This is a genomic window from Shewanella sp. DW31 (genome assembly GCF_015767295.1).
Classification (GTDB): Bacteria; Pseudomonadota; Gammaproteobacteria; order Enterobacterales; family Shewanellaceae; genus Shewanella; species Shewanella oncorhynchi.
This window is the reverse complement of record NZ_JADWMP020000011.1, coordinates 71,042-94,714: the sequence shown is the minus strand read 5'-3', so window position 1 is coordinate 94,714 and position 23,673 is coordinate 71,042. Positions and strand designations below refer to the sequence as shown.

General features: G+C 44.5%; 20 protein-coding genes. 9 read left to right on the top strand and 11 right to left on the bottom strand.

The window, feature by feature from the left end:
- Positions 1–1,185: 1,185 nt before the first annotated feature.
- Positions 1,186–1,635: a hypothetical protein gene (locus GWI56_RS11200; protein ID WP_168822851.1), complete on the top strand. Its 450-nt coding sequence runs from the start codon at positions 1,186–1,188 to the stop codon at positions 1,633–1,635.
- 325 nt (positions 1,636–1,960) lie between these two features.
- On the opposite strand, the gene GWI56_RS11195 is transcribed toward GWI56_RS11200, so the two are convergent.
- On the bottom strand, positions 1,961–3,319 hold the full coding sequence (locus tag GWI56_RS11195; RefSeq protein ID WP_131523258.1) for a YjiH family protein: 1,359 nt from the start codon (positions 3,317–3,319) through the stop codon (positions 1,961–1,963).
- Between the two features lie 706 nt (positions 3,320–4,025).
- On the opposite strand from GWI56_RS11195, the gene GWI56_RS11190 reads away from it, so the two are divergent.
- The gene (locus GWI56_RS11190; protein ID WP_028761881.1) at positions 4,026–4,739 is read left to right on the top strand and encodes a hypothetical protein; all 714 of its coding nucleotides are present in this window, start codon (positions 4,026–4,028) and stop codon (positions 4,737–4,739) included.
- A 36-nt stretch (positions 4,740–4,775) separates the two neighbouring features.
- On the opposite strand, the gene GWI56_RS11185 is transcribed toward GWI56_RS11190, so the two are convergent.
- Together GWI56_RS11185 and GWI56_RS11180 are read right to left on the bottom strand one after the other, a co-directional pair.
- Positions 4,776–5,663: a U32 family peptidase gene (locus tag GWI56_RS11185; RefSeq protein ID WP_198572932.1), complete on the bottom strand. Its 888-nt coding sequence runs from the start codon at positions 5,661–5,663 to the stop codon at positions 4,776–4,778.
- Between the two features lie 37 nt (positions 5,664–5,700).
- Complete coding sequence (locus tag GWI56_RS11180) at positions 5,701–6,711, bottom strand: peptidase U32 family protein (protein ID WP_173497518.1); 1,011 nt, start codon at positions 6,709–6,711, stop codon at positions 5,701–5,703.
- Between the two features lie 138 nt (positions 6,712–6,849).
- Between GWI56_RS11180 and GWI56_RS11175 the strand changes: the two genes are divergently transcribed.
- Positions 6,850–7,383 carry an SCP2 sterol-binding domain-containing protein gene (locus tag GWI56_RS11175; RefSeq protein ID WP_173497519.1) on the top strand — a complete coding sequence of 178 codons (534 nt, stop codon included), beginning with the start codon at positions 6,850–6,852 and terminating at the stop codon, positions 7,381–7,383.
- A gap of 109 nt (positions 7,384–7,492) precedes the next feature.
- On the opposite strand, the gene GWI56_RS11170 is transcribed toward GWI56_RS11175, so the two are convergent.
- From GWI56_RS11170 to yegQ, 3 genes are all read right to left on the bottom strand, one after another.
- Positions 7,493–9,382: a S8 family peptidase gene (locus tag GWI56_RS11170; protein ID WP_173497520.1), complete on the bottom strand. Its 1,890-nt coding sequence runs from the start codon at positions 9,380–9,382 to the stop codon at positions 7,493–7,495.
- A 521-nt stretch (positions 9,383–9,903) separates the two neighbouring features.
- Positions 9,904–10,155 carry a YfhL family 4Fe-4S dicluster ferredoxin gene (locus tag GWI56_RS11165; protein ID WP_006082676.1) on the bottom strand — a complete coding sequence of 84 codons (252 nt, stop codon included), beginning with the start codon at positions 10,153–10,155 and terminating at the stop codon, positions 9,904–9,906.
- A 4-nt stretch (positions 10,156–10,159) separates the two neighbouring features.
- Positions 10,160–11,527 (bottom strand): tRNA 5-hydroxyuridine modification protein YegQ, encoded by a 1,368-nt coding sequence (yegQ, locus tag GWI56_RS11160; protein WP_105251727.1) that lies wholly within the window; start codon positions 11,525–11,527, stop codon positions 10,160–10,162.
- Between the two features lie 328 nt (positions 11,528–11,855).
- On the opposite strand from yegQ, the gene GWI56_RS11155 reads away from it, so the two are divergent.
- Positions 11,856–12,698, top strand: coding sequence for an HDOD domain-containing protein (locus tag GWI56_RS11155; RefSeq protein ID WP_131523262.1), 843 nt, complete (start codon positions 11,856–11,858; stop codon positions 12,696–12,698).
- A 90-nt stretch (positions 12,699–12,788) separates the two neighbouring features.
- Positions 12,789–14,282, top strand: a complete 1,494-nt coding sequence (locus GWI56_RS11150; protein ID WP_198572951.1) for a bifunctional diguanylate cyclase/phosphodiesterase — start codon at positions 12,789–12,791, stop codon at positions 14,280–14,282.
- Between the two features lie 208 nt (positions 14,283–14,490).
- On the opposite strand, the gene GWI56_RS11145 is transcribed toward GWI56_RS11150, so the two are convergent.
- Positions 14,491–14,922, bottom strand: a complete 432-nt coding sequence (locus GWI56_RS11145; protein WP_105251729.1) for a thioesterase family protein — start codon at positions 14,920–14,922, stop codon at positions 14,491–14,493.
- Between the two features lie 352 nt (positions 14,923–15,274).
- Here GWI56_RS11145 and GWI56_RS11140 point away from each other — a divergent pair, with 352 nt between their 5' ends.
- Complete coding sequence (locus GWI56_RS11140; RefSeq protein ID WP_028761419.1) at positions 15,275–16,255, top strand: chemotaxis protein; 981 nt, start codon at positions 15,275–15,277, stop codon at positions 16,253–16,255.
- 152 nt (positions 16,256–16,407) lie between these two features.
- Here the strand turns inward: GWI56_RS11140 and GWI56_RS11135 are convergent, their stop codons facing one another.
- Positions 16,408–17,664 carry an adenylosuccinate synthase gene (locus GWI56_RS11135; RefSeq protein ID WP_198572931.1) on the bottom strand — a complete coding sequence of 419 codons (1,257 nt, stop codon included), beginning with the start codon at positions 17,662–17,664 and terminating at the stop codon, positions 16,408–16,410.
- A 140-nt stretch (positions 17,665–17,804) separates the two neighbouring features.
- Here GWI56_RS11135 and GWI56_RS11130 point away from each other — a divergent pair, with 140 nt between their 5' ends.
- A complete protein-coding gene (locus tag GWI56_RS11130) occupies positions 17,805–18,695 on the top strand; it encodes a LysR family transcriptional regulator (protein ID WP_028761417.1) in 891 nt (296 codons plus the stop codon).
- Positions 18,696–18,723: 28 nt separating this feature from the next.
- Here the strand turns inward: GWI56_RS11130 and GWI56_RS11125 are convergent, their stop codons facing one another.
- On the bottom strand, positions 18,724–19,548 hold the full coding sequence (locus GWI56_RS11125; protein WP_198572930.1) for a transporter substrate-binding domain-containing protein: 825 nt from the start codon (positions 19,546–19,548) through the stop codon (positions 18,724–18,726).
- 327 nt (positions 19,549–19,875) lie between these two features.
- Positions 19,876–20,310 carry a PACE efflux transporter gene (locus GWI56_RS11120; RefSeq protein ID WP_168822865.1) on the bottom strand — a complete coding sequence of 145 codons (435 nt, stop codon included), beginning with the start codon at positions 20,308–20,310 and terminating at the stop codon, positions 19,876–19,878.
- A 90-nt stretch (positions 20,311–20,400) separates the two neighbouring features.
- Between GWI56_RS11120 and GWI56_RS11115 the strand changes: the two genes are divergently transcribed.
- A complete protein-coding gene (locus GWI56_RS11115) occupies positions 20,401–21,288 on the top strand; it encodes a LysR family transcriptional regulator (protein ID WP_198572929.1) in 888 nt (295 codons plus the stop codon).
- Positions 21,289–21,387: 99 nt separating this feature from the next.
- On the opposite strand, the gene GWI56_RS11110 is transcribed toward GWI56_RS11115, so the two are convergent.
- Positions 21,388–22,005, bottom strand: a complete 618-nt coding sequence (locus tag GWI56_RS11110) for a TetR/AcrR family transcriptional regulator (RefSeq protein ID WP_198572928.1) — start codon at positions 22,003–22,005, stop codon at positions 21,388–21,390.
- Positions 22,006–22,422: 417 nt separating this feature from the next.
- Here GWI56_RS11110 and GWI56_RS11105 point away from each other — a divergent pair, with 417 nt between their 5' ends.
- On the top strand, positions 22,423–23,661 hold the full coding sequence (locus tag GWI56_RS11105) for an efflux RND transporter periplasmic adaptor subunit (RefSeq protein WP_198572927.1): 1,239 nt from the start codon (positions 22,423–22,425) through the stop codon (positions 23,659–23,661).
- Positions 23,662–23,673: the final 12 nt, after the last annotated feature.

Here is a 23,673-nt window from a genome sequence, read left to right as displayed (position 1 = left end):
GGTTACAAAGTAGGCCACATAACAAACCAAGTCAGCGGGACAATTACATGCAGTCTCCCGTCACTTCGTTCCGTATTTTAGCCTGCATGTACTTGCCCTGCTTGGGGCGTTATATGTCATTTAGGAAAGTTCGATGAAATGTCCCGTGTGTTCTGAGGAGTTCGGTTACTTACTATTGAAAAACTTGGAAAAAACAAAAAAGGAAACATTATTTCATTGCCCTAAATGCTCGCAAAAACTTAGCAATTCATCACTATTAGAAATCCAGAGAAAGGTAGATTTTTTTCATCTATGGAGGACTAGTTTTCTTGATGGTAGTGCTTGGGATCGAATACATCATCCCAGGTGAGTCAATGAGCACAGTTTCTAGAATTTTAATAATGACTATTTGTCCTATATCGTTGTTTTTAGGTTACTTGCAAATTAAAAAGATGGATACAGCAGAGTATCGTAAAGCTGGTGAAAAAAATGCCATATAACAAGTTACTTAATTTCGTTCCGGCCACAAACAGCGTGGCCTCTACGGGACTGCCTACGCTGCGCTGCGGCAGCCCATTAGTAATGCGTTAGCTTGCAAAAGCAAAGTCGGTGTAATTGCGTATTTTCGGTACGTTCGGTGGTTTAATCCGTTCGTTACTTCAACGCCGGTTTTCATGGTTCAACTGGCTTGGCAAGGCGCTTAAAAGTAATTCAAACTGTTGGCGTCTTGCGCCAACGACCCGGGCGGTAGCATGGTGTTTTTATGTTATGCGGCCGCAAGTTTTTAAATTGCACGGCTGGTGTTGTTTGTTGCACGGGTTGCTAACAAGGCGCATCAGTAGCGGCCTGCGGCCGCGGGACGCTGCCTCTGTGCTTATAGTTATGTGTTCGGGAAATTATGACTCCAAGTAATCAGATAGTTTTTAAATCGCTGATAGGCTATGGCTTATTTTTCCTTGTTATTTGGTTTTTTTTAGTTGGCGTCCTTGTGTTTACTGGAGAGGCAAATCCGTCATTCAAAGGACTAAGCATTTCATTTTTCGCACTACAAATACCTACATTGGTACTGGTAATTAAAACCAAAGTAATGCTCAATAAAAAACCAATAAAATGAGATATACGCATAACAAACGCCAGCACACCGCGCCTGCGGCGCTGGACTCGCAACAAGTTGCTCGCCTGTGTGGCGGTAGTTATAGGTCAATCATGAAGAAGTGTATTTTTACTCTGTTAGTTATTTCTCTATTTGGTTGCGCTACAAATAAAGAGTCTTTGTCTAGCGACGCTCATGTATTTAACCTAAATGGTAAAAATATGAGCGTCTCTGAAGGTTTGCTTTCAGAGGTTCGTGAGAAATGGAAAGGTAATGTGAGTCGTATTGTTACAAGCAGCCTGCTAAACGAAGCTGATGTGCAATGGTCTCTAGACTACATCGCTCTAATGGAGGCCATTAACAGTAAAGAGTGCAATTCACTTCAAGTACTCCAAACTAGAAAATATGATCCTATCAAAGACATTGACTCAACAGGGGCCAATATAGAGCCGGGGTTATTCGACTATGTTTGGGTGGTTCAAGTCTGTGATGCTCAAAGAAATTATCGGTTAGTAAATCAAAAAGGAGATAAGTCATTTACACTTTATCCACTAAACCTATAACAAGTTTATCAACGAACGCCACTTCGTGGTTGGACAGCCTAAAGCGTGGCTTCGCCACAGGCTGCCCGTTATAAAGGCGTTATCTCCATAGATATTTTTATCCAAAACAGACACGTTAGAGTTAAGGCTTTAACTCGAAAATGTCCAAAAGTGAGTTGTGTGGTGTCGAGTGGAGATTGTACGATTAAGTCACGCTATATAATCAAATCAGCCAGTTCGTGTATGAGTTAGTGCAAAAAGGGGAGTCAGTTAATCTGACTCCCCTTTTTTAGAACGCTTGTTGGACTTACATTAAAACCTACGTTAGGTCCAAACTAGCGTAATGTTAGAACAATAAATGCGCTACACCTGCGATAACAGGCAGTGTCACTAAGGTGCGTAGAATAAACACCACGAAAAGCTCAACGAAGTTGACGGGGATTTTACTGCCGATAAGCAGTGCACCGACTTCACTCATATAGATCAACTGAGTCACAGATAAGGCTGCAATTACAAAGCGGGTCATATCTGATTCAATTGAGCTGGCAAGGATTGACGGAATAAACATATCCGCAAAACCGACCACGATTGTTTTAGAGGCTTCAGTGGCTTCTGGAATATGCAGTAATTCGAGTAATGGAATAAACGGCATCCCCAGATAGTTAAAGATGGGCGTGTGCTCGGCAATAATCAGTGCCAGCGTACCAATGGCCATTACCACAGGGATAATGCCAAATACCATATCGACAACGTTTTTAATGCCTTCATTTAAAACGGCTTTTATGCCACCGGCACTGGCGGCTTTTTCTAAGGCTTTATCAAAGCCCCAAGATAAGGCGCCATGTCCTGCAGGGATCAGCTCATCATCTGGCATGCGTGGTGTGTCATCTATGTAGTTGTCTTTCTTCCACGATAATGGTGGCAACTTAGGCACAATCACGGCGGCGGCAAAACCCGCGAGGCACACAGTCAAATAAAAGGGCACAAACATATGCTCTAACTTAACTTGAGAGATCACCACTAAGCTGAAGGTAATCGATACCGCAGAGAAGGTTGTGCCAATAACTGCGGCTTCTCTCTGGGTATAAAAACGGGCTTCGTATTGTTTGCTGGTCAGCAAAATACCGACACTGCCATCACCTAACCATGAGGCCATACAATCGATAGCGCTACGACCCGGTAGATTGAACACGGGACGCATGACTTTCGTTAAGAGTGTGCCAAAGAGTTCGAGTAGGCCGAAGTTCAGCAGCAGCGGCAGTAACATACCCGCAAAGATAAATACCGAGAATAACACAGGTAATAAGTCGTTTAAGACTAATGCGCCAGTGCTCGAGGAGTTGATGATCTCTGGACCTAAACCTAAGTAAGTCAGTACGATAAACACTGCACCTAAGATCCGAGTCGTCAACCACATAGGGCTGACATTCAATAAACCATTAAGGAAGTGATTTTGGCTAACGAATGTGGGCTTAAACACTTTTGACAGTAAAGAGGCCAGCGCCGTAGTCACAACAATAATAGTCACTATGAGGGTTAGCACACCGCTCAATGCGCCTTGCAGTGCTTTAGATATGATAGCGATAGGAATTGTGATCGCATCGTTGTAGCTGATAGGGGTCATAAATAACAACAGACCAATCAGCGAAGGGACGATAAAGGTGAGTATCGTCTTAATGTTTCGGTTTTTATTTTCAGTAGCCAATGTTGTACACCTTAAAGTACGAGTCGTACATGGTAAATTTGAATAAATAGCCGCACGTAACAAGCTGTCGACGCTAATTAAGGTGCATTTAAATTCAACTCAAAAACGAGAATGGGGAAGATTACTCGCTTAGCTTCTCTATGTAAAACGATTCGCTAGTTAGTTTGATATAAGCAGCAAAACAGCATAGTTATTTTACTTCAGTTGTCGATAAATTAAGAGTGGCTATATTGGCTTCCATTACTGCAAAAGCATTATTAAACATAGCTTTACCATCACTTACCTTAGGTGGGTTAACGACTGGTTAATTACTTGTTTACTGATGTGTGTGAAACTATCTAGATGTTATTTCTGCACAAAAAAACATCAGCAACTTTAGCCCTACCGCCATGTTGGCTGGTTTTCTGTTCGATTTGAAAGTGCAATAGAGATAACTCTGGCTATATAGCGTTGACGAGAACCTGTTGTGCATATCGCGGTAATGTTAAGGAGTCTTGGGCACTAGGACACATTTTTATGCGATAAGCCTTTAAATCGACTTATCTCTAAAAGTGACCTTCTCCATTATCTTGATGCTTTTGTGATTGACTAAAAAGTCGCAAATAACGATGAAAGTAAAAATATTATTCATAAAGCGGATACCCGCCGCTTTAAATCTTCTCATTTCCATGTAAGTTAGTATTACTCCCATCCAGCTCTAGTATTCATGATCGCAAAAGTACAGAAGGTTACGATTAAAGGCGGCTCAACACTGGCCATTAAGTTTGGTTTTTTGGGGATCTTTGGGCTTTTAATTGGCATTGTTATTACTGTTTTGGGGTTCGATGATTCTGAATTCCATCGCTTCAATTTTTTGAATCACACCCTAAGTGAATTAGGGACTTATGGTCATTCGTCTTTCGCTGTCATTCTCAACGGTGGATTGTTTTTTGGCAGTTTAAGCCTCGTTTTCTATTGTTTGTCTTCTTTGCAGCAGGTAACTTCTTGCTGGGGATACCCTTTCTTTATCAGTTTGGCTCTCACTTTTCTGGCTTTAGCGAGCGTGGGATTATTTCCGGTGAACGTGTATCACTTGCATGTTCTTGGGCTGAAATGGTTTTTCTATCTGGGGAGTTTGAGTGCGATCTTCTATTTAGCCTTGGTCTGTTTCGGCAAGTCTAACTTTGGCCGTTGGACTGGGTTGTTGGCGTTAATAGTCTTATGTAGCATGTTGACGTTTCTGTATGCGCCACAGCTCAATTTAGGTTTGACCGAAGGTGATAGACCGTTTTATCAGGAGATGGTATTGCAACTGCCGCGTCCTACTTTGTGGTGGCCAGCCCTACTAGAATGGATTGGACTGGGAAGTTTATTGTGCTGGACAAGTGTGCTGCTTTTTAGCCAGTTAAGCTTCAGCCAAGATCCCAAAATCATTGGCTGAGTTATCTTTGAATTTAGGCTTATCTTCAGCTTTAGGCTATGGATTCACATGCACAGCAAGGCCCGCTTCACCAAACCAATAACCGTTGCACTGGGTTATACCAAGATTGCTATTCATCGAAAAATCCTGAGTATTTTTAGTCGCTTGAATCGTATCGACCAAAGCATTGGCTTTAGTGATGCAGTCAAGACTACTGGGTGATACTCGAAACACATCGACCCCCATTTGTGTCATTGCCGCTATTTCACTGCGTAAATCTAAACAGCTAGCGGATTGGGTTTGAATTCCATTGAGCCTGAGTAAAGGTTGCTGCTCTTGGGTTTGCGCGAGTAGTCCTTTACTGTATTCACGGCATACCGTTTCGCAATGATCTTTCGTGAGCTGTTTGTGTCTAGCGGTAAAGCAGCGCGCCGAATGGGCGAGTGGTAAATAGCCGTGGCCGAGCACTTCCACCTCAAATAATGGCTGCTCTTGAATTACTTGTTGTAACCAAGCCTTAGATAGCTCCACTGGCATCACAAATCTTTGCATTCCAAACCGCTGCAAGATGTCTAAACTAGCACGATTGTAGTTATTGATACTCGCGCCGCAGACAAAGGGTAACTTACGCTCTTTGGCAAGATACACTGCCGCCATATCGTTTGCTTCGACGATAAATTCACCGTTATCGACCTGGCGTTTGAGCTCAGTATATTCAGATGGCGCTTCGATTAAGGCCAGCGTCGAAAGCACGACTTCTTTACCCGCCTGCTTGAGCATTTGCGCCAGCTCTAGATAATCGCCCCACTTGAGTTCGCGTCTGCGGCTACAAACCGCCTCACCTAAATACACTAAGGGAATTTGACTGCCGGCGACTTGCTGGTAAAAGTCAGCGACTTGCTGTTTCTGCCAGCAATACAACAGTGGTCCTAGGGAAATCTTCATAAGGTGTCCTTTGTCAATCTTGCTCTCTATTTACCTTTTATTGCCAATCGCGCTCGTAGGCGCCAAGCGTAGTGATCTGACCCTCGGATACTTTCGCTAGGGCTTGTTCCCAATGGGGTTGATTTTGGCTTTGTGAGTACAGCGCTGGATTATTTAGATAGGTGTCTATGGCTTGACGCCATACTCGAGTGACTTGTTCAACATAGGCTGGGCTGCGTTGACGTCCTTCGATTTTCAGCGACACTATGCCCGCCTTGGCTAGCTCTGGAAGTAAGCTTAAGGTATTCAAACTGGTTGGTGATTCGAGTAAATATTGCGGCGAATCTTGATCTGCTGTGATGTAACGGCCTTTGCATACCACGGGATAACCCATTTGTTCGTCGAGGGCCGATTTATCAATTAACACATCGTTGAGCCGGGTTAATCTGTTCTGTCCTTCTTCTTGCCAGCGTACGTGTTTTGCTGGTGAACAAGATCCACCAGTGTTGGGCGATTGGCCTGTTACATAGGATGACAGCTGGCAACGCCCTTCGGCCATAATGCACAGACTACCAAAGGCGAATACTTCCAAATCCACTGGGCTGACTTTAGCAAGATCCCGTACTTGTTTCATGGATAACACCCGTGGCAATACTACTCGGGCGATGTTAAAGGCTTCCTTATAAAAGCTCAGCGCACCCAGATTGGTTGCACTGGCCTGCACCGATAAATGCAGTGGCAGGTTTGGATAGTGCCTATGGGCATAATCGAGTAAAGAAAGATCGGCAACAATTAATGCATTTATACCCAGTTTTGCCGCTAAATCGATAGCCTGATACCAACGATGCTCTTCACCGGGCTTTGGAAAAGTATTTAAGGTTAAAAAGATTTTTTTGCCGTGCTTTTGCGTCAACTCAGTGGCTTCTTGCAATTTTGCGGGGGTGAAGTTTAATCCTGCAAACGAGCGCGCGTTGGTGTCGTCTTTTAACCCTAGATACACAGCGTCGGCTCCGGCATGTAATGCCGACTTTAGCGAGGCCAGATTTCCTGCTGGACACAACAGCTCCATAGTGATGCTCCCGATAAAATGATAGCCGCTGAGTGTAGGTAAGATTGAATGGCGATGAATTGATTTAAAACAGGTTTAAGATCATAAAATCCCGATAAACTGGGATATATCATGTTTTATTCTTGTAGGGTTCCCGCTATGTCCGCTGTTTTTTTCGCAAAATTTGCTCAGCAACTTTTAGAGTTCACCCCAAAAGCCATCGGCTTTCCCCTTGCTAAGATGCCGTTTAGCCTCAAAGCAAAAGCCATCAGCCAATTGCTTGAACTCTTACTTGCCGAGCAAGCTGCTGGCGATGAGCTTGGATTTTTGACGGATAAATGGGTCGCGATTCGAGTGGAAGATATAAACTTAGCCTTCGAAGTCAGTTTTAATGGCAAGTGGCAAGTCAGAGAGCTCACCAATGCGCAGGTGACCTTCAGTGCCAACTCTGCTGAGCTAGTGTTAGTGGCGGCGGCGAAGGAAGATCCCGACACGCTATTCTTCCAGCGTAAGCTGAGTATTCAAGGTGATACAGAATTAGGACTCGAAGTGAAAAACCTGCTGTTAAGTATCGAATTTGCCAGTATGCCAGCCCCAATTCGTTTTAGTGTTGAAAAGCTTGCCGCTGTGATTGAGCGTCTGCAAATTGAAGCGAAACCGACAATTATTCTCGCCAAATCCCCAAGCTTTTAACGTTATGTAGTGAGACTACACACTGCTAATTCCATAAAGAAGCCCGCTAAGTTGTTATCTTAGTGGGCTTATTTTTATTTAAACTTTACTGTATGGTTTGGTCAATGAGTTAGTAGCTTGCACTCAGTTGTAGTCCCGAGTAGCTCGAATAAGCGCGTAACATCACATGGTAAGTTCCCGCTTGAGTCACGGTAATCGAACAGCTTTCATTGTTCCCGTTTTTATAGGGACGGCAATCATAGCTGGTGGTCGTTGGGGTAGTGCCTGCTTTAACATACAGGTCTACATCTCCAGTTCCGCCACTGGTGGCAATGTTGAGTTGGCTATTGGCTGGAACCACTATCTTATACAGTTTCTCTGTTGCCGTTGCCCCGCTTAAATTCGTGACAGGTACGCCATTGGTTAAGCAGTTTGCATCGGTGCAGCTTCCGCCGCCATTCAGGTTATAGCTGGCTGTCAGTTGGGCATTGGCGTAATTATTATAGCCTTGCACCATCACATACCACCGACCCGCCATAGGTGTGGTGAAGTTACAGCTCTCGTTGTTGCCATTTTGATAGGGGCGGCATTGGTAGCTTGTTGTCGTCGGTTTTTGTCCTTGGCTGACATAAATATCCGCATCACCAGAACCACCCGCTAGATTGATCCCTAAACTTGCCGCATTGACTGGGACATCGATGTAGTAATACGTCGCAGAACCTGTGGCACCACTGATTGCGACACCCACATTATTTTGCAGCGGTGTTTCATCGACGGGGCAATTATTGCCACAGCCACCATCATCGCCTGCGAGTGAAAAGAGTAATTTATTGGGTGAACCTGTTTTAGCGTCTGTAACTTTATTTGACGTGGCGCGTGTCGTAAGTAAGTTTGTCACCTGTGCGGGAGAGAGATTTGGATTTTCATCTAAGTATAATGCGGCAACGCCTGCCACATGTGGGGCTGCCATTGAGGTACCACTTATGGTATTAGTCGCTGAATTCGAGTTATACCAAGCGGACGTAATGCTCGAACCTGGCGCATAAATATCAAGGCAAGTCCCGAAGTTAGAAAAACTCGAGCGGGAATCGTTACTGGTGGTTGAACCAACCGTGATGGCATTTACCGCCCGTGCGGGTGAGTAATTACAAGCGCTACTGTTGTCGTTACCCGCCGCCACTACGAAAGTGACCCCTGCGGCAACTGCGGCATTGACTGCATCATCAGTTGCTTGGGAGGCGCCGCCTCCTAAACTCATGTTTGCGACGGCGGGGCCGGAAGCATTGTTTTTCACCCAGTTTATCCCTGCAATCACGCCAGAGTTACTGCCTGAACCTGAACAGTTGAGTACTCTGACTCCCACAAGATTGACGTTTTTCGCGACACCGTAGGTTGAACCGCCAATCGTCCCCGCCACATGGGTACCGTGACCGTTACAGTCAGTCGCATCGTAATCATTATCCACAAAATCATAGCCACTGCTGGCGCGACCACCAAACTCATTGTGAGTATTAAGCACGCCAGTATCGATCACAAAGGCGGTGACACCAGAGCCGTCGAAATCCGTGTGATAGTTACTATCCAATGGCAAGTTTCGTTGATCGATTCTGTCTATGCCCCAGGTCGGACTCGGTTGATTGGCATTGGCTTCAACCATAGGTGTTACTGACATGATTTGATCTTGTTCTATGTATTTCACATTTGGATCTTTACGCAGTGCTTTAATCTGTTGGGCGCTGGCCTTGATGAGTACACCATTGAGCACATTGCCAAAGTTTTTCATTACAGTGACATCATATTGGTTGACTAAACTCTCGGCTTTTTTCGTCGCGAATTCAGCTATGGTGTTGTTATTACTTAGATTAAGAACGCTTGGGGTATTGAATACAACAATGTAAGTATCTTTGATGGCTTTAGATTGCGGGACACTTACCATACTCGCTTGGTATTCATTAGCGTTAACAGGGAAGTAAGCAAGTCCAGTTGCGACCGCGACTGCAATTAAATGTTTCTTATGCATGTTGAACTCCATTTTCTTTTTATGTCTCCACGGACTTCGAGACATAATTCAATGTAGAAGGTATTTTCAACCTGCCCAGTTCGATGCTTAAGGTATATCTAATTCATAGGGTTGAAATGTAACACTTGATTTACAATTTGACCGTGGGTGACTTTTTACTTAGCTAAAGAGTGAGGTGTACAAATAAGCGTCAAAATAATAACTATTAGTCTATTAAAACAACCGAGTTTGTAAAAGTGGTGATTTATCAAGCGACATTTAGTCCGAATCATAAACTGTGAAGCAGCGATAAATTCCGTCTGCTACTTTTTTGACATTCACCGCTGAAAAGAAGTCAGTCTAAAGTAGTGTTTTGACTAATGCTGAAATAAAGGCTTGGATTTAAGCGATTTAAAGGTTTTCCATACTGTTAAATGCATCTTTATTGTGATTTTTTATGCGGGTTGTTTTGCGCAGGTTATGGCAGGTATTAGAGCAGATTTGACCGAGAGGCATTATAGCCACTCGGTCAGGTGACGTGATTAAGCTTTTTGCGTTAACACGGCAAATTTCACTAACAATTCGTCGTTAGATTCGACACGGTTTGGATCTGGGTCGATGCAATCAATGGGGCAGACAGACACGCAAGTCGGTTTGTCGTAGTGACCCACACATTCGGTGCAACGGTCTGGATCGATTTCATAGATCTCTTCGCCCATAGTGATGGCCTGATTAGGACATTCAGGTTCACACATGTCGCAATTGATGCAGCTATCGTCGATCAGTAGTGCCATGATCTTAACCTAGTTCATGTGGGTTGCGAGTATCCTGACCTTGGGGCAAGTTACGCAGCAAAATACCGTGGCTCAAATCGACTTCTTTCGGCACGGGTAGATACACAGTGTGCCCCGAACCTAAACCGGCTTCAACCGCTTCAGCTTTGCGATTTTCGAGTTGTTCAATCGTCAAACTGATATTGCCCTGCGGCGTCATCAGTTCAACACTGTCGCCAACGGAGAACTTGTTTTTTACTTCAATTTCGGCCAATCCTGCAAGATTACGTTTGCCCGTCAGTTCACCTACAAATTGTTGGGTGTCACTAACTGAGTAGCCATAGTCATAATTTTGATATTCATCATGCACATGGCGACGTAAAAAGCCTTCGGTATAACCACGGTGGGCTAGGCCTTCTAATTGATTCATTAGGCTGCGGTCGAAATCTTTACCCGATGAAGCATCTTCAATCGCGCGGCGATACAGTTGTGCGGTACGGGCAACGTAATAGAAGGACTTAGTGCGGCCTTCAATTTTGAGCGAGTCTATGCCCATTTTAGTCAGGCGCTCAACGTGCTGAATGGCCCGTAAGTCTTTAGAGTTCATGATATAAGTGCCGTGCTCATCTTCGAAGGCGGGCATGTATTCGCCGGGGCGATTGGCTTCCTGTAGTAGGTAAATTTGATCTGTGGGTGCGCCTGCGCCTAAGGTCGTTGGCGTTTCAATTTGCACCGCATTTGGCATGGCAATGATGTCACCGCTGTCATTTTGCTGCGCTTCGTGTACATCGTATTTCCAGCGACAAGCATTAGTACAGGTGCCTTGGTTAGGATCGCGTTTATTGATATAACCCGAGAGTAAACAACGGCCTGAATACGCCATACACAGGGCACCATGCACAAACACTTCAAGCTCGATATCGGGGCAGCGCTGACGAATTTCTTCGATTTCATCTAAGGACAATTCGCGTGACAGGATCACGCGTTTGATGCCTTGGGTTTGCCAAAACTTTACCGAGGCCCAGTTGATGGCATTCGCTTGCACGGATAAATGCACCACTTGATCAGGAAACGCTTCACGCACCATCATGATTAAACCTGGATCGGACATGATCAGTGCGTCAGGCTTCATCGCCACTACGGGTTCCATGTCCTTGATATAGGTTTTTAGCTTGGCATTGTGGGGCGCGATATTGCTCACCACATACAGCTTTTTACCGAGTGCATGGGCTTCTTCAATCCCAGTGGCAAGGTTTTCCATTTTAAAGTCATTATTACGTACCCTTAGACTATATCTTGGCTGACCGGCATACACGGCATCTGCGCCATAGGCAAAGGCGTAGCGCATGTTCTTTAAGGTTCCAGCTGGAGACAGCAGCTCAGGTTTAAACATAATCACTCTCAAATGGGTTAATAAATGACGCGGTGCGCGGGGGCGGCATTTTACACAATGAAAGTAGGGGTATGCAAATTGCCTTAGTTAACTTTAGCAGTACTTCACATTTTACGAATATAGTGAGTTTGGCTTAGATCGACTGGAGCGGAATATTTCAACTTGAGTGATGATTGAGGTCGATGATCAAGACAGAGAAGTAAGGCAAAATTGATAACGCAATCATACAAATTATTAACGTCTGCTGTTTTTTCTACGCATCTAATGACAGCCAACTGATATACTCCAACAATCCAATGTTGATGTTTACAGATTGATGGGAGTTAAGATGTCTACCGAACATCTACTGTTAGTCAGTTTATTAAAAAAACTAAAAGACGATGCCTTAGTACTACCGACCTTGCCTGAAGTGGCGATGCGGGTGCAAGAAGTGGTTGGACGCTCCGATGCGAGCCTTAAACAAGTGGCAGAAGTGATCGGCCAAGATGCAGCGATTTCTGCGCGTATTATTAAGGTCGCCAACAGCGCGCTATATAGCCGAGGCGTGCCGGCTGAAAGTATCAACAGTGCGGTTTCTCGTATTGGTTTAATCCAGATTAAAAGCATTGCCACTTCGGTGGCGATGGAGCAATTATTCATTTCCACCAATGAAATGGTGTGGGAAGTCATGGACGAAGTGTGGCGTACCTCAATCGATGTAACCGCTGCGTCTTGTGCCATGCTGCAGATGTACAATAAGCGTCATTCAACCAGTCGGTTAAATTTTGATACCTTAACCTTAGCTGGACTCGTGCATAACATTGGCGCCTTACCTGTATTAACAGAAGCGGAAGCTCATCCCCATTTATTCACTAGCATTGATCAATTACGCGCGCTCGTACGTAAAATGCAAGGGCCTTTGGGTCGTGCTGTTTTGAAAAGTTGGGATTTCTCTACCGAAGTGATGGAAGTGGTTGAGCGTTGGGCTGATTTACCTTATCTACCCGATCATGTCACCTATCTCGACTTTATCCGTGCAGCGGCCTTTTATACCGGTGAATTGCGAGCGGGCACTGAACTAGAGCAACGTCTCGGTGTGTTTGTCGCCCGTGGATTACCTGTGACGACCGATGATTTAGCCAGTGATGAGTTTATGGATAAATTCCATTCAATTAGAGAAAGTTACCAATAATCGTTAGGCCTAAATGGAATTCAAATGGCGCTGATATCTTTTATCGTGTCATTTGAGAAAAAGCTTACGTGGTATGGCAGAGGCCAAGGTATGTTCGTAATCGGGTTAGTTGTCGCTTCTCTCGCTTTATTGATATTTTCATTGTATATCCTGCAGGCAAAATACAGATCTTTACGGTCGCAGCAAAAATTCTTAGCACAGCTTTGTACCCAGCTAGAGCAGCAAAAGGTTGAACGCCAAGCTTTAGACATTGGCATCGTCCCCCAAGCGTTTGTTCCTCTCTACCATACTTTAAATGAATTATTAAAGGCGTTACCGGCAAGTGTGGGTAAGGATAAGCTAACAGGACTTGTTAATCGTGTCGGCTTGAAACGTACTCTTACTGGCATGATGCCGCTGACTCAAGGGACATTAGTGCTAATTGATATTTATCGATTTCGCTATGTGAATGATCTCTTTGGTTTTGTATTTGGCGATATCCTGCTGAAGCAATTTTCTGAACGCTTAAACAGCTTAAGTTTATCCCCGAGATTAATCGCACGCCTCAATGGTGATGAATTTTGTTTATATTACGAGCAAGCGTTGACTGAGGAGCAATTAGTCCACTTAAGAGGGCGGTTGCAAGTGCCTTTTAGCATTAAGAACACACCCGTCAGCGTTAAGCTTCAAATCGGCTGTCTGCATTTACAAGAACACCATGCCGACACGAGTCAGATGTTACGTCGAGTCGATTTGGCGCTGAAGAAAGCCCGCCATTCTCGTAGCGCGATTGCTTACTATGCCCAAAATGATGATATTCGTCAGTTAAGAGAACTGAAAATTATCGATAGTTTGCCTAAAGGTTTGCAACGTAATCAAGTATATATGGTGTATCAAGCTAAACAGGATATTGTAACGGGTCGATGTTTTCAGGTTGAAGCCTTGATGCGTTGGGAGCATGACGAACTCGGGATTATTTCTCCTGGAGAATTTATTCCCTTAGCCGAATATGCTGGCATGATTGATTTAGTCAGCCAATGGGCACTCGATCAGGTTTTAGCACAGCAGGCAAAATGGCGCGCGGCAGGGATACAATTGTGTGTTGCAGTTAACCTCTCGACACGGGATCTTGACAGTGAAACCTTACCCCAAGAAATTGCTGCAAGATTAGCCTATTACCAGCTCCCTCCCGAATCCTTGATGATCGAAATTACTGAAAGCACTTTAATGGCCGATTTAACTAAGGCGGTCGAGACGTTAGGAAAGATACGTGCCTTAGGGGTTAGGCTTGCAATTGATGATTTTGGTACGGGTCATTCTTCCTTAGCTTATTTAAAGCATTTACCCGTTAATGAAGTCAAAATTGATAAAGCCTTTTTAAAGGATCTGGAGCAGGATAAACCGTCGGAATACATTCTCGAAGCCAGTATTAATATTGCCAAAAAACTCGGTTATGAGGTAACTGTTGAAGGAATTGAAACGCTTGAGATTAGAGATAGGTTAGTGGCTATGGGGGTTGATACTATACAAGGCATGTATTACGCGAAGCCCATGAGTGCCGCCGAACTCGAAATGAACTGGGCCCAACTACATAATACAATCTAAACCTTGTGCTCATTAAATTAAGCGCTCGTTAAATGAAATGCTCGTTAAATCAAATTCTCGTCAAATCAAGAGTATTAAGGCTTGCAACCGAGCCTTAATACTGTCCAGTTATCGCTATTTGAGTTGTACTTCTTTGAGTGATTTTTGTTGCCCTTGCTTATGTCGAAATAAGCTCAGGAAATCGCGCGCGTACTTGTATGTAAGAGTATTAGCTTTGTTCGCTTGATGTGAAACCAAGACTTAATATGGCGATTAACTCTGCCGGCATAGGCGCTAATTGACGGGCTTGATTCATACACACCATTTCAATGGTTGCAGTGACAGCAGGCTTTTTGCCCTGCGGGCGCCAAATCTCCTGCTGCCACACAGTGCGATACTTGCTCTCAAAGTAAAATTTAGTGCGAACATCGATAATATCGGCAAATTCCACCCCCTCATGACACAACATATCGCTACGATACACAGCAAAACCCAGTTGGTTTTGTTGCCATAATGCACTTAAACGCTCAGCACCAATCACATGCTCACGGGCGCGTTCGAAGTATTTCAAAAAGTTGGGGTGATACACCACGCCAGAAAAATCAGTATCTTCATAGTAGATTTGCACTGGGAAAGAAAAGGTCGGGCTAAATTGCGGCATGGGGTACGGCTATTCTAGATAGTTTTATTGCGTAATAGTTTAGCGGCTTATCTCTTAAAACAAAACCTCTAATGCGGAGAGACAAAATCGCTGTTAAGGGAAATGTGCAGACTACTTTAGGTCGGCAACGGTGATGCTTAATCTGGCCATGATTGACAATGTGACGACTGAAATCGTCATTAGATTCGATTATGTGACGTTTTTCTGCTTATAGATAAAATGCTTGTTACCCAAAAAATATCACGCTAATCAGGCAGTAAAATCACACTATCGTGCCTAATTCATTAATCCCTTCCTATACTGATAACTGCAATCCCTTTCTTACGTTGATTTGCTAGGTTGAGAGCTTTATATGAGCGAAATTAAAAAATCAGAAATATTGACAGAGAGTGGCACAAATGAACTCGAAATTATTGAGTTTCATCTACATAAGACACTTCCCAATGGTGGCCATAAAGTGTGCCATTACGGTATTAATGTCGCCAAAGTGAGAGAAGTCATTAGGGTGCCAGAAACGTCAGATTATCCCAATGCCCAGCGGCACATGGTTGGGGTGTTCTCGCTGCGAGAAAAGTTGATCCCTTTGGTCGATCTTGCCGGTTGGCTCGGAATATCGACACCTGAGGATTTAACCCACAAAGTGGTCATAGTGACTGATTTTAATAAGATGATTAATGGATTTTTAATCGATAGTGTTCGTAGCATCCATAGAGTGTCGTGGGAGCAAGTTGAATCGCCGAGTCAATTTTTAGAAGCGGGTGAAAATGATTGTGTCGTTGCCGTAGTGCGCCGTGATGGCATGCTCATTATGATATTGGATTTTGAGAAAATTATTGCTGACATTAATCCTGAACTGAGTATGGATAAGTACGATGTCACGCTCGATAGAAGTGTACTGATCAATGATAAAATGCTGGCGAAACGTGAAGCGAAAACGATTTTAATTGTCGATGATTCCGCTTTTATTCGTAAGATGATCGAAAATACCCTTCGCAGCGCAGGTTACAACATTATCACAGCCAAAGATGGTGGTGATGCCCTTGAAATGCTGATGGAATTTGAGAATCTTGCTGACCAAGATAATGCATCTATCTCTGATTTTGTCAGCGCCATTATTACGGATGTTGAGATGCCTCGCATGGATGGCATGCATTTGGTGAAACGCTTAAGAGAATCCAAGGCGTATCGACAAATGCCCATTGTGATGTTTTCCTCTTTAATGAGTGAAGATAACCGCGCAAAGGCGATGGCATTAGGTGCTAACGATACCATTACTAAACCAGAAATTGGTCGTATGGTCGGTATGATAGATAAATACGTATTCGAAGAGTAATGCCATTTCATTTAGCTGCAATATTTGAATATGGGGTATTCGAGTCATCGCTATCAACGTCTTGAGTGATTCTTCAATGACAAACCATATCAAAGTAAAAAGCCATATTCACCGAGGCGAATATGGCTTTTTTGTAGGGTAAACGTTGTTTACTAGCGGATGATCATTTGATCGCGCTCTGGTCCAACAGAAACCATGCTAACGCGCACACCCATTAAGTCTTCAATACGTTCAACATATTGTTGTGCGGCGACTGGCAGGCTTTCGAAGGTGCGACAACCAGTAATATCTTCGCTCCAGCTTGGCATTTGCTCATACACTGGGCTTAACGCAGCAGTTTGTGGCCAAATTGGGTTCTCAGTGTGTTCACCAGCATAGGCAACACAGATTTTCAGATCTTTCATGCCAGAAAGACAATCAATCTTAGTCAGGGCAATTTCGGTTGCCGCTTGTAGCTCAACACCATTACGGGTGGCAACAGCGTCGAAGTAACCCATGTCACGTGGACGGCCTGTCGTTGCACCAAACTCGTTGGCATTTTCGCGGAAGGCGTCTTGCTCTTCCATTGCGGTCACTAACGTGCCTGTGCCGACTGATGAGCTAAAGGCTTTCGCGACAGCAATGATGCGTTCTGGACGCAGGGCAGGTAAACCGCTGCCGATACCCGCGTAAGCCGCAGTCACGTTTGAAGATGTGGTATAAGGATATTCGCCGTAGACTAAGTCGCGGCCAGCACCTAATTGCGCTTCAAACAGTAAGCTCGCATCTTGTTTTTGTAATGCTTTTAATGGCTCTGTCACGTTACAAATAAACGGACGCCAAGGTGCCGTCACTTCTAATAACCATGCGGTCATTTCGGCGGCGGTTTGATTAAAATCGCAGCTTGGATAAAGTGCTTTTAACTGTGGCAATTTCCAGTCGAGCATAAATTGAATGCGCTCTTGCAGCACTTCAGGTTGGTTTAACCAGCCGACTAAAATGCCTTTTTTCATCACGCGATCGCCATAGGCTGGTGCAATCCCTTGACGGGTTGAACCATAGGCGAGGTCGCCAAGACGTTGTTCTTCTAAGGTATCTTCTAATGCATGTAGAGGTAAGCACAAGGTAGCACGGTCAGAAATGCATAATTTGACTTCAATGCCAGCCGCTTGCACTTCAGCAATTTCTACACTGAGTTTTTCAGGGCTGATCACCATGCCAGGGCCTAAAACTGCAACGCAGTTAGGGTTGAAAATGCCACTCGGTAATTGGTGTAATTTAAAGGTGCCATAGTCGTTTACGACGGTATGGCCAGCGTTGTTACCACCTTGAAAGCGAATACTGGCAGCGGCATCCGCGGCTAAATAATCTACGATGCGGCCTTTGCCTTCATCACCCCAATTTGCACCCACAACCACGATCGACGGCATAACAACATCTCCTCATTGATTAAGACGCTATGCTAGACCCGTCATTTGAATAAGAGAAATTAATTATGGTTATCATCCCAATAAGAATTTCATATATCATTGGCTATCATTAACTCTAATACTTTGCAAAAGGTGGCGTTATGCTCGATATCCATTGGTTAAAGACCTTCGTGACTTTGGCTGAATACAAGCATTTTGGGAAAGCGGCCACAGCGCTGCACATGACGCAGCCCAATGTTAGCTTGCATATTAAGCAGTTAGAGCAAAGCACTCGAGTCAAGCTGATTGACCGTAATCCCTTTCGATTAACGCAAGCAGGATTTCGTCTGTTAGAGAGCAGTCAGAAGACGTTAATGGAACTGCAAATTTGTCAGGCGGATCTCAATGCGATTAATGACCTTAGCCAAGGCACCTTGACCATTGCCGCCAGCGACATTATCTCGCGGTTATTGTTGATCCAGCCGTTTCAGCTCTTTAAGGCGGAGTTTCCGGGAATAGATTTCTCACTGCTCAACACAACCTCATCACAAGCCTCTGAATTGGTGAAAAATGCCGAGGCAGATTTAGGGTTTGTGATTGCGCAGAAGGAAAGTCAGCCACTGCATTTTACTGAGCTACAACAGATTAAATGGTGTGCAATCGGAGATAATTTACAGCAATGGCAGCAGGCAAAACCCTCTGTGGATACGCCCTTAGCCGAGCAACCGACGTTGATTTTATTAGGACACGATACGCGAACCCGCGAATTGCTCGATCCCGCATTGCCGTCGCTGAACTTATCGAATTACAGAATAATGGAAGTCGGTAGTGTTGACGCGCAAATCGATTGGGCTGAGGCGGGATTTGGTGTGGCTATCGTACCGGAGTTTTCGGTTTACACTAAGGCGAATCTCACCACTAAAGTCACTCCTCTACCGCAATTCCCTACTACGAGTTTAGGTTATATTGTGCGCCAGAATCAGATCCTGTCGAAGGCTATTAAGCAGCTGTTATATTGGGTGAATCAAGAGATCATTCGCTCGCAGCGGTAATCTATCATTCGCTTGTAGCGATAGTGGATTAGTCAGCGACTAAGAGCAGTTTGTCGTATTGGCCTGTGGCTTTTAGCTGTGATAAGCCTGCGTCGAGTTGGCTTGCTAAGGTTTGTGCTTGCGGATTTCCTTTCGAGAAGGCCAAAAAAATATCGCTGCTGTGGTTAGCAAATGCAGGAATAATCTCATCATCTACCCCCATTTTTTTCAGGTTTTCCTTCGCGACTAAGTCGAACATCAAGGCAGCATCTATGCGACCAATCAATAATAAATTGATGAGCTGTTGTTGGTTGGCGACGGTGACGATATTGAGCTGTTGCTGTTTAACTAATGCGGGAAACTCATCGCCATATTCATAGCTTTTAATCACGCCGATAACGGTGCCTTTAGGTAGCGCCCATTTATTGTCTGCCAGAATAGGTTTTTGTTTCTTTTGATAAAAAGAAGCCGTGGCGATAAATAATGGGGTGCTTCCAAAGATGAAGCGCTGCTCAGTACTGTTCTCGCGGGTGACGTTAAACACTCCATCAACTGCACCTTTTTCCGCCATCATTAAGGCACGGGAGTAGGGTACAACTAAGCTATTCACTTCAATATGCGACTGTTTAAATGCGGCTTGGATTAAACGATGGGAAATACCTTGACCAAACTGATTGGCGAAAGGTGGCCAACTGTCTTCTGCGGCTAAGGTTATGGCTTGAGGTTGCGATTCTGCTGGTATTGCATTGCTTTCTTTAGCGAGTGCCATGTTACAAATAATGGATACGAGCAATAAAACGATGCTAAGTATCAATGCTGACGGCAAATTTAATGCCTGCTGCATCCTGAGCCTCATTCTGTTCCCTGCACGCATTTTGCTTCCATCTCCCCGCTTAATATATGGCTTTTATAGCATAAAGAATTATATCTAGACTAATGATTTGAATATTAATTACTGATAGTTAGTCTTTTTGTGATGTTTATAGGATATTTCAACAACCTCAGTTTACTGTGTGCGGGTCTATTATTTTTATGTACTGTGTTTAAGGGGAATTTTACGCTGGGCAACACATGAACTGGCTTAGCTTTCTTGCTAAGTAGAAGAAATTGAAATGGATAAGTTTCAATGCTGCCATCAAACGAATCGCTAAATTGTTTAGTGAGGTTCGTTTGATGGTGATGTGTGTTGATCTTAGCTGCGCTATTTGACCTTAGTGGCTTGCATAGTAATCCAAGTCTTATAGGGCTGATACTTGTCATAGCACCAATGGAATAGGGTGCTGTAGAAGAAGAAAAAGATCAAAAAAACCGCTTCTAAGCCCATGGCTGCCAACCAACCTATCTGTAGAAACCAGGCGATGGTCGGTATGCTAATGAAAATAAGTCCCCCTTCAAATCCAAAGGTATGCAGTATTCTGGTTTTCAAAGTGCGTTGCTCTCGATTTGCCCCAAATACCCTGTCGAATCCTAGGTTGTAGAAGTAGTTCCATACCACGGTATAAAGACTCAAAGCGATACCTACTATGACAAGTTCACTGGTTCCCTTGCCTGATATTAGGGCAGAAACGGGGATAATAATAGCGAGTGCAATCGCTTCAAAGAGTAAGGCGTTAAAGATACGTTCTGTCGTTTTCATGGCTATTTCCCCTTCATTTAATGTGACTATGGCCATAATTTTATCTAGTATAGGGATAAGTTATAGTTAGATAGTATCGGTAAAAACGATATGTTTAGTCTCGAACAACTCGAAGCCTTTATGGAAACCGTAGAATCTGGTTCATTTTCGAATGCTGCAAGGCAACTTAAGAAAGCACAATCCGTGATTAGCCAGCATGTGATGAATCTTGAAATTGACTGTGGGGTTGAGTTATTTGACCGTTCGGGTCGTTATCCGGTATTAACGGCCGAAGGCAGTAAATTACTGCCCTACGCAAGAGCGACGATTCTTCAACATCGTAGGCTCAAACATACCGCCTTATCGCTCTTCAGTAGTCAATCTTCAGAAGTGTGCCTTGCGATGGATGAAGGCATTCCTATACAGAGAATATCTGAAATTATTCGGTTGTTAGAAGGTGATTTCCCTAATATCGAACTCGAGTTTCTCAGTGCCTCAAGCATAGATATTATCGACATGGTGCATTCGGGAAGAGCATCTACAGGATTGATTTTTAGTGAATTATCTATGCCAAGTAGTATAGATTTTGAGAGCATTGGGGTGATTCAATTCGATCTTTATGTGGCGAGTTCGCATCCCTTAGCAAAATCAGTTGCACCGAACATGGACTCATTGCGACTGTATCGACAATTACTCATCCGCTCACGGAATACTAAAACCAGTAGTTTTCAGCAGGGGTTCAGTCCTGATGTTTGGTATGCCGATAACTATTACGTGTTATTGGAGCTCGCATTACAGGGCCATGGTTGGTGTCTGTTGCCCGAGCACATGGCGTCCAGCTCAGTTTCATCGGGCAACTTGACTCGTGTCCCCATAGAGTTTGAGCAGATAGGCTGGCATGCAAACGTCGATGTGATCCAGCATCAAGATAAAAGCAGCCTGCCATTATTGAAACGACTCAGGCAACTGTTTAGAGAACTCTTGGTTGGACAGAAATAAATGGTTGGACAGAAATAAAGCAAAGCATAAATAAAACCCCAGTTAAGTGAGTACTCTACTGGGGTTTAGTTTTTGTGGATCAGGATTGGTGAATCAGGATTAATTATTACGCGGAAAGTTAGCCAGCACTAGTTCGGCCACTTTGCGCAGTTCATTCGGGCAAATTCCACTGGTCGCTTGTACGGCCATACCTTGTAATACAGTGCCTATATAACGGGCAAGCAGCAAGGGATCGGCATCAGCGGGCAAATCACCTTCATCTTTGGCGCGTTGCAATCGTTCGCACAGAGCGATTTCACCATCGCGGCGACGATTAATCAAAGTGTCTTTAATCGCTTGCCCTGCTTCACTACAGGTGAGTGCCCCTTGAACAATCAAACATCCCTGTGGATGGCTTTTATCCACCAAAGAGCTTGCCGCACCGAGTAGCATTGACTCGATAACCTGATAGGCGGTTTTTTGTTCCAGTGCCGGGTAGAAAAACGCACAGGGGCGCTGTTCATACAATTCTATCGCTTTGAGAAATAACTGTTCTTTATTACCGAAAGCGGCATAAAGGCTAGGTTTATTAATGCCCATAGCTTGGGTGAGATCGGTTAACGATGTACCTTCAAAACCTTTGAGCCAGAAGACTTCTAAGGCTTTTGCTAATGCATCGTCAGTGTCAAAAGCTCGTGGGCGACCAACACAGGGCGTCTGGGTGACGGTTGACATCATTAGGCTCCTCAATTCTCAATTGCCCCTAGGATAGACATGGGTTTAGTCCCTGTCCAGCCACACTTGCCACTGATGACTGACTTAGGGGGATATGTCTACTTAGTCATTCAAGGTGTCACCTAAGTTCAGCATGTTATCTGCGTTAGTCAGTGTTTGCTTCAATATTCATCAAAATGCTTTGCAGTTCAAACTCGTAGCCTTTTGCCTCTGGACGCATTCCTGCCTAGGGTAAGTGCACACTTTTAATTAAATACCGTTCGGTACGTAAATTTGTTGACAGCATCATTTTACGCTATATATTACCGTCCAGTACAGAATATTTTTTACCAGTCGGTATTTAATTGGTTTGGTTTGTAACACAGCTGCATGTGTGTGGTTCGAACAGCGTGAAATGCCCGCCACTTTGAGGATAGTAATATGATGAGTAACAAACCTTTACGAATAATGATGTTAACGGCTGTGGCTGCTTTCGTCCTTTCAGCTTGTGGTGAGCAAACAGCGCAGCAGGGACCTGCACCGAGTGCGCCTAAGGTGGATGTCGCTCAGGTATTGCATGAGCGAGTCACCGAATGGGATGAGTTTACCGGTCGTTTACAGGCGCCAGAAAGTGTCACCCTTATCCCGCGGGTGTCAGGCTATATCGACTCAGTAAATTTTAAAGAAGGCGCCTTAGTGAAAAAAGGCGAGGTGTTATTTCGCATCGATCCAAGCGTGTTTGAAGTGGAAGTGGCCCGGTTAAAAGCAGATCTTGCTAGCGCACTCTCTGCAGAGCAACTGGCCACTAATGATTTTGAACGGGCACATAAGTTATTTGACCAAAAGGCGGTCTCGGCCGAATTACTCGATACCCGTGAGTCGAATAAACGTCAGACTGCAGCCGCAGTCGCTTCGGTGAAAGCAGCACTCATGCGCGCCGAGCTTGATTTAGCTTATACCCAAGTACAAGCGCCGATTGATGGCCGCGTGTCCTACGCCAATGTCACCGCGGGTAACTATGTCACTGCAGGGCAGAGTGTGCTGACCAGCTTAGTCTCTACCGCCAGCATGTATGCCTATTTCGATGTGGACGAGCAAACCTACCTTAAATACGTGAAGTTAACTGCGCAGAACAAACGTAACGATCCCCGTGCTGACGATAATCCTGTGTACATGGCTTTAGCCAATGAGCGCGATTATCACCATATTGGCATGGTCGACTTTGTGGATAATGCGATGGATAAGCAGACGGGTACTATTCGAGTGCGTGCGACTTTTAACAATGAAGACAATAACCTATTGCCAGGCTTGTTTGCGCGTCTTCGTACTGCGGGCAGTGGCGCCTATGAGGGGATCTTGATTGACGATAAAGCGGTTGGCACAGATCTCAATAATAAGTTTGTGCTGGTCGTCGGTCATGATGGCACGGTCGAATATCGCGGTGTGACCTTAGGCGAAAAAGTCCAAGGACTGCGCATTGTAACCCAAGGCTTGATGGCCGAAGACAAGATCGTCGTCAACGGTATGCAACGCGTTCGTCCTAAGATGCAAATTGAGCCAAACATAGTGGACATGGTCGACAGCGACAAGCTCGAGGCGCTACGCCAAGCCCAGTTAATACTCGATAAAAACCAAGAGCATTTGACGGCGCAAGCGGTTGAAACGGCGAGCCGCGGTTAAGGAATAACACAC

Bases quoted from the DNA above. Each gene is read 5' to 3' on its own strand.
- GWI56_RS11190 (WP_028761881.1), top strand. From the start codon at position 4,026: ATGATCGCAAAAGTACAGAAGGTTACGATTAAAGGCGGCTCAACACTG.
- GWI56_RS11155 (WP_131523262.1), top strand. From the start codon at position 11,856: ATGTCTACCGAACATCTACTGTTAGTCAGTTTATTAAAAAAACTAAAA.
- GWI56_RS11135 (WP_198572931.1), bottom strand. From the start codon at position 17,664: ATGCCGTCGATCGTGGTTGTGGGTGCAAATTGGGGTGATGAAGGCAAA.
- GWI56_RS11105 (WP_198572927.1), top strand. From the start codon at position 22,423: ATGATGAGTAACAAACCTTTACGAATAATGATGTTAACGGCTGTGGCT.
- GWI56_RS11110 (WP_198572928.1), bottom strand. From the start codon at position 22,005: ATGATGTCAACCGTCACCCAGACGCCCTGTGTTGGTCGCCCACGAGCT.
- GWI56_RS11130 (WP_028761417.1), top strand. From the start codon at position 17,805: ATGCTCGATATCCATTGGTTAAAGACCTTCGTGACTTTGGCTGAATAC.
- GWI56_RS11150 (WP_198572951.1), top strand. From the start codon at position 12,789: ATGTTCGTAATCGGGTTAGTTGTCGCTTCTCTCGCTTTATTGATATTT.
- GWI56_RS11200 (WP_168822851.1), top strand. From the start codon at position 1,186: ATGAAGAAGTGTATTTTTACTCTGTTAGTTATTTCTCTATTTGGTTGC.
- GWI56_RS11170 (WP_173497520.1), bottom strand. From the start codon at position 9,382: ATGCATAAGAAACATTTAATTGCAGTCGCGGTCGCAACTGGACTTGCT.
- GWI56_RS11120 (WP_168822865.1), bottom strand. From the start codon at position 20,310: ATGAAAACGACAGAACGTATCTTTAACGCCTTACTCTTTGAAGCGATT.
- GWI56_RS11115 (WP_198572929.1), top strand. From the start codon at position 20,401: ATGTTTAGTCTCGAACAACTCGAAGCCTTTATGGAAACCGTAGAATCT.
- yegQ (WP_105251727.1), bottom strand. From the start codon at position 11,527: ATGTTTAAACCTGAGCTGCTGTCTCCAGCTGGAACCTTAAAGAACATG.
- GWI56_RS11185 (WP_198572932.1), bottom strand. From the start codon at position 5,663: ATGAAGATTTCCCTAGGACCACTGTTGTATTGCTGGCAGAAACAGCAA.
- GWI56_RS11145 (WP_105251729.1), bottom strand. From the start codon at position 14,922: ATGCCGCAATTTAGCCCGACCTTTTCTTTCCCAGTGCAAATCTACTAT.
- GWI56_RS11175 (WP_173497519.1), top strand. From the start codon at position 6,850: ATGTCCGCTGTTTTTTTCGCAAAATTTGCTCAGCAACTTTTAGAGTTC.
- GWI56_RS11180 (WP_173497518.1), bottom strand. From the start codon at position 6,711: ATGGAGCTGTTGTGTCCAGCAGGAAATCTGGCCTCGCTAAAGTCGGCA.
- GWI56_RS11165 (WP_006082676.1), bottom strand. From the start codon at position 10,155: ATGGCACTACTGATCGACGATAGCTGCATCAATTGCGACATGTGTGAA.
- GWI56_RS11140 (WP_028761419.1), top strand. From the start codon at position 15,275: ATGAGCGAAATTAAAAAATCAGAAATATTGACAGAGAGTGGCACAAAT.
- GWI56_RS11125 (WP_198572930.1), bottom strand. From the start codon at position 19,548: ATGCGTGCAGGGAACAGAATGAGGCTCAGGATGCAGCAGGCATTAAAT.